14 protein-coding genes are annotated in these 14,681 nt (G+C 37.0%); 11 read left to right on the forward strand and 3 right to left on the reverse strand.

Annotated elements, in window-relative coordinates:
• Window positions 1-4 precede the first annotated feature (4 nt).
• The 6 genes from C0W29_RS15430 (at window position 5) to C0W29_RS15455 (ending at window position 5,183) form a co-directional block, all read left to right on the forward strand.
• The gene (locus C0W29_RS15430; RefSeq protein WP_373455528.1) at window positions 5-1,234 is read left to right on the forward strand and encodes a NupC/NupG family nucleoside CNT transporter; all 1,230 of its coding nucleotides are present in this window, start codon (window positions 5-7) and stop codon (window positions 1,232-1,234) included.
• A 95-nt stretch (window positions 1,235-1,329) separates the two neighbouring features.
• On the forward strand, window positions 1,330-1,605 hold the full coding sequence (locus C0W29_RS15435; RefSeq protein WP_036794097.1) for a hypothetical protein: 276 nt from the start codon (window positions 1,330-1,332) through the stop codon (window positions 1,603-1,605).
• A gap of 18 nt (window positions 1,606-1,623) precedes the next feature.
• The gene (locus tag C0W29_RS15440) at window positions 1,624-2,010 is read left to right on the forward strand and encodes a DUF805 domain-containing protein (protein ID WP_045045611.1); all 387 of its coding nucleotides are present in this window, start codon (window positions 1,624-1,626) and stop codon (window positions 2,008-2,010) included.
• Between the two features lie 180 nt (window positions 2,011-2,190).
• On the forward strand, window positions 2,191-2,433 hold the full coding sequence (locus C0W29_RS15445; RefSeq protein ID WP_045043649.1) for a hypothetical protein: 243 nt from the start codon (window positions 2,191-2,193) through the stop codon (window positions 2,431-2,433).
• Window positions 2,434-2,819: 386 nt separating this feature from the next.
• A complete protein-coding gene (locus tag C0W29_RS15450; protein ID WP_036794101.1) occupies window positions 2,820-3,980 on the forward strand; it encodes an amino acid permease in 1,161 nt (386 codons plus the stop codon).
• Between the two features lie 408 nt (window positions 3,981-4,388).
• Window positions 4,389-5,183 carry an ATP adenylyltransferase family protein gene (locus tag C0W29_RS15455; protein WP_045043650.1) on the forward strand — a complete coding sequence of 265 codons (795 nt, stop codon included), beginning with the start codon at window positions 4,389-4,391 and terminating at the stop codon, window positions 5,181-5,183.
• Window positions 5,184-5,207: 24 nt separating this feature from the next.
• On the opposite strand, the gene C0W29_RS15460 is transcribed toward C0W29_RS15455, so the two are convergent.
• Window positions 5,208-5,789 (reverse strand): C40 family peptidase, encoded by a 582-nt coding sequence (locus tag C0W29_RS15460; RefSeq protein ID WP_045043651.1) that lies wholly within the window; start codon window positions 5,787-5,789, stop codon window positions 5,208-5,210.
• Window positions 5,790-6,195: 406 nt separating this feature from the next.
• Between C0W29_RS15460 and C0W29_RS15465 the strand changes: the two genes are divergently transcribed.
• On the forward strand, window positions 6,196-7,260 hold the full coding sequence (locus C0W29_RS15465) for a sugar ABC transporter substrate-binding protein (protein ID WP_235869034.1): 1,065 nt from the start codon (window positions 6,196-6,198) through the stop codon (window positions 7,258-7,260).
• A complete protein-coding gene (locus C0W29_RS15470) occupies window positions 7,257-9,368 on the forward strand; it encodes a diguanylate cyclase domain-containing protein (RefSeq protein WP_235869035.1) in 2,112 nt (703 codons plus the stop codon). Before C0W29_RS15465 ends, C0W29_RS15470 begins: the two co-directional genes overlap by 4 nt.
• Window positions 9,369-9,423: 55 nt before the next feature.
• Here the strand turns inward: C0W29_RS15470 and C0W29_RS15475 are convergent, their stop codons facing one another.
• Together C0W29_RS15475 and C0W29_RS15480 are read right to left on the reverse strand one after the other, a co-directional pair.
• Window positions 9,424-9,891 carry an RNA methyltransferase gene (locus C0W29_RS15475; RefSeq protein WP_045043652.1) on the reverse strand — a complete coding sequence of 156 codons (468 nt, stop codon included), beginning with the start codon at window positions 9,889-9,891 and terminating at the stop codon, window positions 9,424-9,426.
• Window positions 9,892-10,011: 120 nt separating this feature from the next.
• Window positions 10,012-10,347 (reverse strand): PBPRA1643 family SWIM/SEC-C metal-binding motif protein, encoded by a 336-nt coding sequence (locus tag C0W29_RS15480; protein ID WP_036794106.1) that lies wholly within the window; start codon window positions 10,345-10,347, stop codon window positions 10,012-10,014.
• Between the two features lie 618 nt (window positions 10,348-10,965).
• On the opposite strand from C0W29_RS15480, the gene zwf reads away from it, so the two are divergent.
• The 3 genes from zwf to gnd are packed head-to-tail and all read left to right on the forward strand — an operon-like array spanning window position 10,966 to window position 14,643.
• A complete protein-coding gene (gene zwf, locus C0W29_RS15485; RefSeq protein WP_045043654.1) occupies window positions 10,966-12,465 on the forward strand; it encodes a glucose-6-phosphate dehydrogenase in 1,500 nt (499 codons plus the stop codon).
• Window positions 12,466-12,467: 2 nt separating this feature from the next.
• Window positions 12,468-13,193: a 6-phosphogluconolactonase gene (gene pgl / locus C0W29_RS15490; RefSeq protein WP_045045612.1), complete on the forward strand. Its 726-nt coding sequence runs from the start codon at window positions 12,468-12,470 to the stop codon at window positions 13,191-13,193.
• A 1-nt stretch (window position 13,194) separates the two neighbouring features.
• Complete coding sequence (gene gnd, locus C0W29_RS15495; protein ID WP_036794110.1) at window positions 13,195-14,643, forward strand: decarboxylating NADP(+)-dependent phosphogluconate dehydrogenase; 1,449 nt, start codon at window positions 13,195-13,197, stop codon at window positions 14,641-14,643.
• The last annotated feature ends 38 nt before the right edge of the window (window positions 14,644-14,681 follow it).

Below are 14,681 nucleotides of genomic sequence, written 5' to 3' on the forward strand. Positions count from 1 at the left end.
GGGAATGACTTTGCATTATCTTGTTGGCATGCTCGGTATTATTACTATTTTTGCAGTAGGTTTTTTATTTTCAGAAAACCGTTCAGCAGTTAATTGGCGCAGTGTTTTAGGCGCTTTTTGTATTCAAGTCGTGTTTGCGGCCTTTATTCTTTATGTGCCTATTGGCCGGGTCGTGCTAAATAGTGTTTCTGGTGCTGTATCTGGTGTGATTGATTATGGTCATGAAGGCACATCATTTTTGTTTGGCCAGCTAGCTCAATTTAAACTAGGCTTTATTTTTGCGGTTAATGTCTTACCTTCTATTGTTTTCTTTTCGGCATTAATCTCCGTACTTTATTATGTTGGTGTGATGAAATGGGTTATCCGTGGTATTGGTGGCTTATTACAACGCCTATTAGGTACTACGCGTACTGAATCAATGTCTGCAACGGCTAATATTTTTGTTGGTTCTGTAGAAGCACCATTAGTTGTACGCCCATTCTTAGCAAAGATGACACGTTCAGAATTATTTGCAGTAATGGTTGGCGGATTAGCCTCTGTTGCTGGCGGCACTATGGTTGGTTATGCGGGGCTTGGCGTGCAGTTGAAATACCTGATTGCTGCTAGTTTTATGTCAGCACCTGCGGGATTGATGATGGCGAAATTGATCGTGCCGCAAACCGAAGGCGTGCATAGCATGGAAGAGGAAGATGACGGTGAAGAAGATGAACCCGTTAACCTCGTCGATGCTGCTTCTCGTGGTGCATTGAGTGGCTTACAAATTGCAATGGCTGTTGGTGCAAGTTTATTGGCTGTTATTAGTTTAATTGCAATGGTAAATGGTGGGCTCGGCCATATTGGTCACTGGATTGGAATTAATGATCTTAGCCTCAATATGATTTTTGGCTACGTATTTGCTCCTGTTGCATGGTTAATTGGTGTGCCTTGGTCTGAAGCAACAACAGCGGCTAGCCTCATTGGTACTAAAATTGCTGTGAATGAATTTATAGCGTTTGCTGAACTAATGAAACCAGAAACAATAGCTAAGCTTAGTGAACACTCACAAGCGATAGTGACATTTGCATTGTGTGGTTTTGCTAACTTAACCTCTATTGCCATGTTGATGGGGGGTTTAGGTGGAATCGTACCTCAACGTCGTCCTGAAATTGCGCGTTTAGGGATGAAAGCTATTTTTGCAGCGACTTTAGCTAATTTAATGAGTGCGACATTGGCTGGTTTATTTCTTCCTCTTTAGAGGTAGTATATTAACGCTGAATGATTAAAAATAAACAGAGAGCTCAGCTCTCTGTTTTTGTATCTAGAAAAAGCATTAATAATGGGGGATGATCAATGAAGTCTGACAGTGATAAACTTATCGCTAAACATGCACAATTAATTCACAGCGAAGGCTTAACTGTGTGTTCTCATACTCAGCGAGATGATGGCGAGTGGATACAGCATTCATTGATGATCGACGGCTATAATGTGCCTTTTAAATTTAAAAGGAAATCAAAATATAAAAGCCTTACTGGTGCAAAAGTGAATATGACTTATTATGCTGATATGATTACTGTCGCTGGTTTAGAATTTGAAATGATGAAAGTAGTCCGCATTAAACGTTATTAATATTAACAAGGAAAAATAATGAATTGGTACTTTGCTGTTCTTCGTAAATATGCGCAATTTCAAGGGCGTTCACGCAGAAAAGAATTTTGGTATTTCACTTTAATTAACGCACTTATCAGTATGGCCTGTGGTCTAGTGGATAGTACATTACAGTTACCAACGCTCGTTGAAGGTTATGGTGTATTAGCTGCGCTATATGCGGCTTTTGCTTTTATACCAACAGTTGCTGTGACAGTACGACGCTTGCATGATCAAGATCGTACGGGTTGGTGGGCACTGATAATGTTAATTCCTATTGTTGGCATGTTAGTACTGCTCTATTTTATGATTCAGGACAGTACATCAGGGGTAAACCGTTTTGGTGCGAATCCCAAAGAGCACGGTGATGCAACGTTTAATGTATAATTTTTAGTTAATTATTCTTGTTATCAATAATGCCCAGTCTTCGGATTGGGTTTTTTTTATTAATTTTATATTGAATAGTGATAAAGATCGCATTTTACTTATTGAGCCTTGATTGTTGTCTGTAATTTGATAGAAAAGGTAAATAAAGCAAAAAGCAGTAAAGGTAAAGTGAGGATCATTATGTCGATTGCTGATAAATTATTGGATATAAATATAGCAGCTCAAGTAAAACGAGATGGTGCTGTTAATGTATTAGAGTCTATTTATGAGCAAGCAGGTTATGCACATTTCAAGCGCGTGAAATGGGGGCGTCAGTATTATGATGGTATACAGTTTGCTGATGGCAGCGTTATTGCCGTGAAGCCGACAGCATTTAATTGCTTGACGTTAGTTAAGCTTGATTTCAGCAATCAAATTTGTTGAATAGAAATAGAATCATTCATTCCATTCCTGATAAATGTGTTTTAGTATGATGCTATTAGCTGAGTGAACTGTTTTGACCGAAGCAGTAATCATGTTATGACCGAATAGAGCTAATAGACTGGGATTCATCGTTTTGGAGTACGATAATGACGCATTACCCTCGAAATAAACAATACCAACCCCCCTCATCGTTGGTACTAGATACTTTTTTTGCTAATGCTGTATGCATAGCAATGACCTTTTCCTCTGCCTCTTATTTTAGCTTCCGATTTAGTAACGGTTCTTTGTAACCGTACTGTTATTGACGACAAATCACATGTTATTACTAATATATCTATAAATAGATATATGGATTGCTATTATTTAACAATAAGAACAAGGGAAATATGAATACTAAATTATTAGGAAGTTCGCTAATTATTGCGGGCACAGCATTGGGTGCTGGCATGCTTGCCATCCCGATGGTATTAGCACAGTTCGGTTTACTATCTGGCTCATTATTAATGCTGCTTATTTGGAGTGGTACGACATATGCCGCTTTATTGTTATTAGAAGCAAGTATCAAAGTTGGCGGTGGTCTTGGTATGAATACCATCGCACGAAAAACATTAGGCAAAGGTGGTCAATTAGTAACAAATGGATTGCTTTATGCTTTATTAGTTTGTTTATTAATGGCTTACATCATCGGTGCTGGCGATTTACTACAGAAATTGGTAACAGGGTTTGGGTTTGAGTTATCAATGCTACACAGTCAGATCATCTTTACAGTGTTAGCTGGTTGTATTGTTGCTGCTGGAACAGGCGTCGTTGATAAGCTCAATCGTGTGTTATTTTTAATCATGATTGCAGTGCTAATTATTACGTTATTTGCCTTAATACCGGGTATGAGTTTTAATCATTTCTTTGAAGCAAGCAATAATAGCCAAGTTGATTTAATTAAAACTAGTGCAGTATTGTTCACCAGTTTCGGTTTCTTTCCCGTCATTCCTTCATTAGTGTCGTACAATGATAAAGCAAGCCATAAGCAATTAAGAAATATGGTGTTATTAGGCTCATTGATTCCATTGGGTTGTTACTTATTATGGCTATATGCTGTTGTTGGTAGTCTATCAGCAGAGCAATTAATTAAATTTGATAATGTTTCTGTACTGATAGATGCATTGAGTACACGTTTTGCTGGCATACATATTATTCTTTCTATTTTTACCGGCTTAGCGTTATTAACGTCGTTCTTAGGCGTGGCTATGTCGCTGTTTGATCAAAATATTGATTTATTTAGAAAAAATCGCGCAGTGACTTATGTACTAACATTTATTCTACCTTTGTTAGGGGCTATCTTTGCCGCCAACCAATTCCTATCTGTTTTGAGCTATGCAGGATTGATATTAGTATTTATCGCAGTGTTTATACCGATGTGGATGATCCATAATATAAGAAAATCTGCTCCAGCAACGACAAGTTCTGATTATCAAGTGGCAGGTGGATCTGTCGCAATGCTGTTGAGCTTAGCTTTTGGCTGTTTCTTAATAGGTGCGCAGCTGATTTAGTATGATAAACGTGTAAATAGGACGCTCATCTTTGATGGGCGTTTTTTTTATCTTTTAACTAACTAGAGTAGAAATAAAAAGAGAGTAGGGTAACAGATTGACCGATCTGGAATACCCTGTTAAAGCACTTTATAGGACCAATATAAAGTTTAATCATTAGGATCTATAATCTACTTTGGAGTACGAAGTTATATTGTAAGTAAACGATAGAATTAACTGGTACGATAATACAAACTTTCAGCAGTGAGGGCTATCCTCTCATTGTTTTTAGCGATAGTGATTTCTCGCCAAAAGTGTAAACTTTAAATTACACATCATTTTTGCTATCTAATGTTGCTGTTTTTTTATTAGGTGAGTGATTATTGTTGTTTTATTTTCTAGTAATAATAATGGTTGCAGGTATTGTAGATGTTATGGGATAAAGCTTTAACAGTTGCTAAAAATGCAAGTGAGGCGCAAGCATTGTTGCCAATAGCGACCATGAGCTCAGTCGTTTCTGAGCAGGGAATTGATTTTTTTATTAAGATCATGAATGATAATCTTAATAAAAAAATGCAACAAGGACATGTACAGCAGAATCCTTTCTTGCCTTATGATGAGCAAATGTTTGTGGATACTGTAGGTCATGATCATGTGTGTTTATTAAATAAGTATCCTGTCGGTGAGCCTCATTTACTTATTTGTAGTAAAGCGTTTGTGAGCCAATCATCTCTACTTGATTTACAAGATTTTTCAGCTTGGATCCAAGGCGTTACTTACCCTGATGTATTAGGTTTTTTTAATTCAGCATCAGAAGCTGGAGCAAGTCAGCGCCACCGACATATGCAGTTAATGAAAACGACGGTGCCGTTAGAGAGTATGATTTTGTCTGGTAAGTTACCATTCAGACATAAGCTATTTACGTTTGATCGTATTAATAGTGAGAAAGCCTATTTTTGCTATTTAGCGGCAATGCACGATTTAGGTCTAACCCCTCAAAATGTCACACTAAATATCAATGAGCCCATAGAATGCTTACCTTATAATATTCTATTAACTCAAAATTGGATGCTAGTGATCCCTCGGCTAACTAACCATGTTGGTGATATTTTTGCTAATGCTTTGAATTATTCAGGTTGCTTTTTAGTAAAAGATCAACAACAACATGATTGGCTAGTTGATTATGGTTGTTTACGGTTACTCACTGAATGCGTAGTGCCATAAACATAACAATTAATGGGAGTATTATTACTCCTTTTTTGATGGATTAGGCATCCGTATAACCGTTAAATAACGCTTTGGGTAACCACTTTGATAATAATTCGTTTCTGTGACACCAAAGTGTTTTTTAGATGATGAACTATGAATAAATTTCACTAACCCCGGTTTTATTTCGGTAATAATACCGGCATGGCCAGGTCTTCTTATTTTTAAATTTGTGCCTGTAAAAACAATGAGATCACCAACTTTAGCCTCTTTTAATGCTATTGAATGACTAAATAGTTGTGCGTACTGTGCTGTTGTTCTTGGAATGGCAATATTAAAATGGTTATAGACATATTTAATAAATCCTGAACAATCAAATCCTTTCGGTGTAATTCCTCCCCAAACGTAGCGTGTACCAATATACTTTCTAGCAAAATCAACCATTTTCTTTTGTTCTATATTTTCTTTAGATTGATTTATACCTGGGTGTTGTTGGGAATAGTTCATCGGTTTGTTGATCATTTCTTTAGTGACTTGTGGTGCTGCATTAACATGTGTTTCACAAGCGACTAATAGAAAAAAGGATAACGGAAAAATGCGTTTAAGGTGTGTTTTTATAGTCATGGTCTTTATGTTTCAGTTTTGCTAAGCTTTATGGGTAATTAATTTTATAATAACTGTTTATTTTTAGCTTACAATGGATATTGAATAATATTATTATTGATTCATATCAACTAGTGTCACCTTTTTGAGGTATACTATTTTAAATCATATTTAAACGATAGTTTTTTTGAAGAAAATATTAGGTTGACAATTGTTATTCAATCTATGTTTGTCATATAGACAATGTTACAACAAAAAATTATTAATATAAAAATATTTAGGTTTAATTAATACTATGTCTGACAAACTATTAAAGACTATTAATCGAGTTATTCTCTTAAGTATATTACTATTTTCAAAAACTATATTCGCGACACAAACACTAACAATTTGGTCATCTCATCAAAATCGTGACTTTATGACGATAATGGCCAATAAATTTAAAAAAAAACATGATGTTAATATATCTGTTATTCAGCTTGACCCCTCAGAGATAAAAGCTGAAATATTATTAAGTGCTGAAGATGGAGGGTTGCCTGATATTATTATTATTCCCTCTGATTTTTTGGGTATGCACAACCTGATGAAATTATATCCTATTCCTCAACGGTGGTATCGCGAAAACCTTACTCCAGCAGTAAGGGATACGGTTAAACTACAAGGATCTTACTGGGGAATACCTCTTATTCAAGGTAATTTTCTATTGTTATATTACAATAAAAAATACGTACAACACCCAGCGACCGATTTTAACGATATTATTTTAGCTAAAAATCAGTTTATTAAAAAAAATATTATGCCGATGGGGTGGAACTACAATGATATGTATTATTTTATGCCATTTTTATCTGCATTTGATGGGCAACCTATCACGAATGGTAAAATTACACTTAATACACCAGCGATGATTCAAGCGTTAAAGTACTATCATTATTTAGCTGATCAAGGAATTGTTAATCCAGAGTGCGACTATCGTTGTTCCCAATTGGATTTTGTGAATGGTAAAAGTGCTTATTCTATCAATGGCGATTGGGCGTATCATGATTTGAAAAATATGCTGGGTAGTGACTTAGGTGTGGCTTTATTACCGAAAGTTGATGGTAAAGTCATGCACCCGATGTCAAGTACATTTGTACTGGCTCTTCCTAATTACACGCAACATGCGAAAATAATGCAGCATTTAATTAAAGAGTTTTCTGAATTTGTTCAACAACAAGATAATCAGCGGTTAGTGTATGAGAAAACACAGTTACTACCTATTTCCAGAGCATATTTTCAAGAACTTAGCAAAAAAGCTAAGGGAGATAGTTTGGTTATGTTTCAACAAATGGCGTTAACAGAACCGATGCCATCAGTATTGAATATGTCAATTGCTTGGCAAGCCCTTGCGATTGGATTTCAACGTTATCAAGCTGGAGCCACAGCTGAATATTCAGCGACACATATGCAGAATATGGCGATTGAACAGCTTGAAAAGTTGGATAAGAAATGATGAAGTTACGCTTAAAGTCCTCGTTAGCGTTACTAATGCTAACAATAGCTGTTTTACCTGCTACAATTGTTGGTGGATTGCTTTTAAAACAACAGTCAGATGTTGAAGCTAATTATCGTATTGATATGCTTGCAAGACTATCTAATACCATTGAACAAGAATTTGATTATCGTTTTTCATTATTATCAACAAGCTTAGATGTATTATCACGAGATAGGTTATTTGTTCAAGCTATTGATAACTTTTTTCTTGCAGGTCATGTTAATGCTTCTTTAGGATCGTTAGTTAAGAATACACCTTTAGTTCAGGCTGCTTATTTAATTGATGATCAATGGTCTGAAATTGAAAGCTATAACGGTATTCATGGTTTATCATCTTTTACTAAATTAAAAGATGTACTTCTTCATCGAATATCAAAAAATAAAGCGAAAGGTCGCCAATGGGTATTTTATTATAATAGCGAAAGCTTGATGCCATTAAAGTATAATCCAAGTCGTCGTGGTATTATTATTGGTGTGCCTATTTTTCAGTCTATGACTAATGGGTTGAAGCGAGTACCGCTGGGATATTTAATTGTCGTTGTTCCAATAGAAAATATTATTAAGGTATTACAGCCTTATTTGAAAAACGGGGAACGAGTTGTTTTTCAAAATAATAAAATGAATAATATTGTTATCTCTAATAGTAAAGTAGACCTTCATGTACCAACAATAAATAAAGTTATAAAAATAAAACTGGATAATAAATATATTTCAAAGCCGATTGAGTACACTATGAAAGTGTATATGGATAAGTATTTAGGCGTGAATCCATATATCAAATCCTTGAAATATATTACATTTTTTGGGGTTATGATTGTTTTATTGGCTTTTTTTAGTGCAGGGTTAACATATCGCTGGATAGCTCGGCCTCTCGGTGGATTAATGGAAACTGTACGGGCATATTCACGCGGAGAATACCAGCGTTCAGGACGAGAATTACGCTTTGCTGAGTTCTTTATGGTAGACAGGTTAATTCGTAATATGGCTAAAACGATTCAAGCACAAGTTGCTGATTTAGCCGTTACTAATAGTGAATTAAATACTGCATATTTAGAGAAAGAAAAAGCAAATTTACAATTAGTTAATTTTAATGATGAGTTAGAGCGCAAGGTTGCCGAAAAGACACTAGCACTCAGTAATTCATTATTTAGAGAAGAACATCGACGCTCAATGTTACAGTCATTGTTATCATTCAGTCATGATCTTCAAACTGGTGATATTATTGAGACTGTAATGACGCAAGTTGTTGCTTTATATCCTACTGCTGGATGGGCAATGAAAACTTATGCTGATAATAAAAATCAATGGGCATGTGAGAATATTGATAAAGCACGCCTAGAAGAGAATGAAATACGACCAGAAGAACATTATAGTGATTATTACTGCTTGCCGGATGGTGACGAATATTTACATTGTTTTAAAGTGAAAAATAGTCAAAACGAAATCGTGGGTATTATCGTGATGCAATATGCGAAATTAAAGCGAGATGATTTTGAAGTTATTTCACTATTTATTCGACAGCTATCAGCTGAATTAGAAGGCCGATTATTAAATAGTGAATTGGCTCGTATTGCTATAACAGATTCACTTACTGGAATTGCTAATAGAAAAGCGTTTGATCATGATTTAGAAGAGCATATTCAATTATTCAATCGTTATCCAAAACGTCATTTTGGTTTATTTATGTTAGATGTTAATGGATTAAAACGAGCGAATGATAATTATGGGCATCATATGGGTGATGCTTTATTAATTAAAACCAGTCAGCTTCTGGTAGAAACATGCCGTATAACAGATAAAGTTTATCGTTTAGGAGGAGATGAATTTGCTATTATTCTTGAAGCAGGTGATCGAGATAGTTGTTCTGTTTTATGGCACCGATTAGAAAAAGTTCGAGAGAAAATCAATTACGCTTGTTTACCAAATGGAGAACACGTTGAGGTACATTTTGCTGTTGGTTATTCTAGTACTGATCAAAACCCAGCAGATCAAGTTTGCTTAGTTGCAGATAAAGCGATGTATAAAGATAAACGCCGTTTCTATGAGAAAACAGGTCTTGAACGATAAAATAGAGCCACTGCAATGTGATAATAGATATTGCAGTGGTTTACCTGTAGTGAGCCTATTTATGGTTCGAGTAGTTATCACCTTTCGCCATGCGATCATATAAAATCACATTTACAGCCGCGGCTAAATTCATACAGCCTTTAGTTGGTACGTAAATTGTTTCACGACAAAAATCAGTGATATCTTTTTTTAATGTACCGTCTTCAGGACCAAAAATATAAAAGGCACGTCGAGGGTGTTTATATTCTGGTAATGGTTTGGCATCATCAATTAAATCTACTGCAACGGGCACACAGCCGACAGGAATGATTGCTTTTAGATCTTCAACGCCAATTAAAGGAATATCAAGCGCCACATTTTTGGTATCTGTACAAAATTGCGCAGCATGATCATAACGAGTACCAGTATAAAAGACAGAGTTCACGCCATAACAGCCAGCTGCACGCATAACAGAGCCGACGTTTTCAGGTGTTTTGGGATTGAAAAGGCCTACGCAAGAGTAACCCTGACTTTTTTTGCTCATATGGATATCTACTTTAGAAATTGAGGCGAGATTGTATACCTAGTAATAATATTTTTGCAGTAGGTATAGTGATTCGAGGGGAAAAACAGGAACTTCTGCTCCTGTTCTTTATTAGTGAAATTATTTACCGCAACATTTTTTGTATTTCTTACCGCTACCACATGAGCAAGGATCATTTCGATTAGGTGTTTTATCAAATGTTGTCGTGGTTGGCTTATTTAATGTTGCAGTAAGTTCTGCAATGTCTTCTACAGCGTCAGTATCTACTGTGATGGTTGCAAAAAGCTGGTGTTCTGCAAGTTGCACTTCTAGTTCTTGTTGACGTTCTTCTGTGTTCACAATCAATGTGAGTGGGTTGGTTTCCGTGCCAAGCTTAGTTTCGCGCTTCGTGTTGTAGCCACAGCTGCTGTGTTTTGGCTTTTTTTCGATGCGACCTTTATAGAAAAATTTAGACATGGGATAACCTGTTTGCTATGAAATATTAGCGTGACCATTATTGAATGGATGCGCTTTATAACGAAAAAACCACCAAAATTAGGTGGCTGAAATTGCGGGCATAATAACCGCCATCGTGTAGCTTATCAAGCGTTGAGCTAATGCTGCCGTATAAAAATAGCCACAGAATATGATTAAAAATATAGCAGACAGTGTTTGATTCTCTGGTTGTACTCAAGTAATCGATTGCATTGGTCGAATTTTATCTTCACACTTAGACGGTTTTAATAGAACTTGGTAGAGTAATGGTTAGCTGCAAGAATCAATTATGTTGATGGAAAAACCTATCAAACTAATAGGTTTTTTCGTCTACCACTGTTGTCAATAATTGTTAACATACACAGCATAGAAAATAGCAAACAGCACTAAATTATCTGGTATGTTAATATATTAGCGATAAATGCTACAGATTTGATGCGCTAATCGACTGAAATGATAATTAAGGTATAACAAAAATTTTCAATTTTTATCACGAAAAACAGATAACAAATTTAAAATTACGGCATAATAATGCCCGTTATACCAAGCAATTGATTGCTGTACCAGATCGAATGATCTGTAAATAAATGGGAACATTACATGGTTAAACCAGAAAATAACGCAATTGTGATTTTTGGTGCGTCAGGCGATTTGACTCATCGAAAATTAATCCCTGCGTTCTATCACTTATACGCTAATGGTTTATTGCCAGAAGATTTCGCAATTTTAGGTGTTAGTCGTACGGCATATAGCGATCAGGAGTTTCGTGACAAGCTTCGTTCTGCATTAGAAGAAAATGAAAAAACAGATGCAGCGACATTGACGAAGTTTTGTCAGCACTTATATTATCAAGCCTTAAACACTTCTGATACTGAACAATATGCAGTATTAAAGCAGCGTTTAGATATATTTAAAGATACCCACCATACTCGTGGTAATGCAGTATTTTATCTTGCAACACCACCTAGCCTTTATGGTGTAATTCCAGAATGCCTTGCTGCTCATGGTCTTAATGATGAAGCTGACGGTTGGAAAAATCTGATTGTTGAAAAGCCATTTGGTTATGATCTTGAGTCTGCAATTGCTTTAGATAAACAAATTCATGCTTGCTTCCAAGAACATCAAATCTATCGTATTGACCACTACCTAGGTAAAGAAACGGTACAAAACTTATTAGTTTTCCGCTTTGCTAACGGCATGTTTGAGCCATTATGGAACCGTAACTTTATTGATTTCGTTGAAATCACTGCATCTGAATCATTGGGTGTTGAAGATCGCGGCGGCTATTACGATGGTGCTGGCGCTGTACGTGACATGTTCCAAAACCATTTACTACAAGTATTAGCAATGGTTGGTATGGAGTCACCAGCAGCAATTAATGCTGATTCTATTCGTGATGAAGTGGTTAAAGTGATGCAAAGCTTTAAACCTTTATCTGACGATGATTTACATAAAAACTTAGTCTTAGGTCAATATACTGAGTCTGATGTTCGTGGTAAACATCTTCCTGGGTATCGCCAAGAACACGGTGTTAATGACGAATCACGTACTGAAACGTACGTGGGCATGAAGATGTTTATCGAAAACTGGCGTTGGAACGGTGTACCGTTCTATGTACGTACCGGTAAGCGATTGCCTACTCGTGTTACTGAAGTCGTTATTCATTTTAAGAAAACACCTCACCCAGTGTTTGCAGCTAAATCGGCTGAGAACAAGTTGATTATTCGTATTCAACCTGATGAAGGTATCTTGATGAGCTTTGGTTTGAAAAAGCCAGGTGCGGGGTTCGAGACTCAAGAAGTATCAATGGATTTCCATTACGATAAACTTGAATCTATGAATATGCTAACTGCTTATGAGCGTTTATTATTAGATTGCATGAAACAAGATGCAACGTTATTTGCGCGTACTGATGCAGTGAAAGCATGTTGGAAATTCGTACAGCCAATTCTTGATCATAAAGAGCAACCAGAGCACCTATTTGGTTATGCTGCTGGCACTTGGGGACCTAAAGAAGCGGATGAGCTATTAACTAATGATGGCCGTCAATGGCGCTTCCCATGTAAAAACTTAGCCAATACGGATTATTGTGAGTTATAAGCATGATTAATTATAAAGTGTTTGATACCCCTCAGGATGTGGTCGTTTCTCTAGCTGAAACCATGCGAGCGATGAGCCTACAAGCTCAAGCTGTCCACATTTCATTGTCAGGAGGGAGTACGCCTAAATTATTGTTTAAAGCATTGGCGCAAGCCCCTTTTGCTAACAGTATTCAATGGAATAACCTTCACTTCTGGTGGGGTGATGAGCGATGTGTAGCACCGACTGATGCTGAAAGTAATTTCGGTGAAGCGAATGAGTTACTATTCAAGCATGTTGCGATTCCCGCTGCGAATATTCATCGTATTCGTGGTGAAGTAGAACCTGTTGCTGAATGTGCCCGTTTTGCTGCAGAAATGGATGCAGTGATTCCACACAAGCATGGTTTGCCTGCGTTTGATTGGATTTTATTAGGTATGGGTGGCGATGGTCACACTGCTTCTTTATTTCCGAATCAAACCAACTTTGATGATCCTGCATTAGCAGTGATAGCGACTCAACCACAAAGCGGTCAACAGCGCATTTCAAAAACAGCACGTTTACTTGAAAATGCTGATCGTATTACCTATTTGGTATTGGGTGAAGGTAAGGCTGAAGTCTTACATGAAATAAATAGTACACCGGCGGAAGAGTTAGCTTATCCGGCGGCAAAAATTAAAGCCTCTCATGGCGAAACAGAATGGTATTTAGATGCAGCAGCAGCAAAACTGCTTGCACAAGGAGAATAATATGAAAGGCGATATCGGTGTAATTGGTTTAGCAGTTATGGGTCAAAACTTGATCCTTAATATGAATGACCATGGCTTTAAAGTTGTTGCGTTTAACCGTACTGTTTCTAAAGTAGAAGAGTTCTTAGAAGGACCAGCAAAGGGTACTAATATTATCGGTGCAACATCACTAGAAGATTTAGTATCTAAGTTAGAAGCACCACGTAAAATCATGTTAATGGTCCGTGCTGGTGATGTTGTTGATGCATTTATCGATCAACTTGTACCACTATTAGATAAAGGTGACATCATCATTGATGGTGGTAACTCAAACTATCCTGATACTAACCGTCGTGTTGCTGAGCTTGAAGCTAAAGGTTTATTATACGTAGGTTCTGGCGTTTCTGGTGGTGAAGAAGGTGCGCGTTTTGGTCCATCTATCATGCCTGGTGGCTCTGAAGCAGCATGGCCTGCAATCAAACCTATCTTCCAAGCGATCTCAGCTAAAACAGCTGCTGGTGAGCCTTGTTGTGATTGGGTAGGTAAAGATGGTGCTGGTCACTTTGTTAAAATGGTTCACAATGGCATCGAATATGGTGACATGCAGTTAATCAGCGAAGCATACCACTTTATGAAATCAGGCTTAGCGCTGTCTCATGATGAGATGCAAGCGATTTTCCAAGAGTGGAATAATACTGAACTAGATAGCTACTTAGTTGAAATTACAGCTGATATCCTTGGCTATAAAGATGAAGATGGTCAACCATTAGTTGAGAAAATCCTTGATACTGCTGGCCAAAAAGGCACAGGTAAGTGGACAGGTATTAATGCTCTTGATTTAGGTATTCCACTAACACTGATCACTGAAGCAGTATTCGCACGTTGCGTATCTTCAATGAAAGATCAACGCGTAGAAGCTGAAAGCTTATTTGGTAAAACAATCGCTAAGATTGATGGTGATAAGAAAGAGTGGGTTGATGCATTACGTCAAGCGCTACTTGCTTCTAAGATCATCTCTTATGCACAAGGCTTTATGTTAATTCGCGAAGCTTCAGAAGAATTTAACTGGGATCTTAACTACGGCAACGTGGCGCTAATGTGGCGTGGTGGTTGTATTATTCGTAGTGCATTCCTTGGTAATATCCGTGATGCATATGAGGCGAACCCAGAAATTAAATTCCTTGGTTCAGATACATACTTCAAAGATATTCTGCTAAGCAGCATGCCAGCATGGCGTAAAGTTGCATCAAAAGCGATGGAAATTGGTTTACCAATGCCAACAATGACGTCTGCATTAACCTTCCTAGATGGTTACACCACTGCAAACCTACCAGCGAACATGATCCAAGCGCAACGTGACTACTTCGGTGCTCACACTTATGAGCGTATTGATCAGCCTCGTGGACAGTTCTTCCATACTAATTGGACTGGTACTGGTGGTGACACAGCTTCTACCACTTACGATGTTTAATATGTAAGTTGTAAATATTACTAAGCCACCGTCTTTGG

The organism is Photobacterium kishitanii (genome assembly GCF_003026355.1).
Lineage (GTDB): Bacteria > Pseudomonadota > Gammaproteobacteria > Enterobacterales > Vibrionaceae > Photobacterium > Photobacterium kishitanii.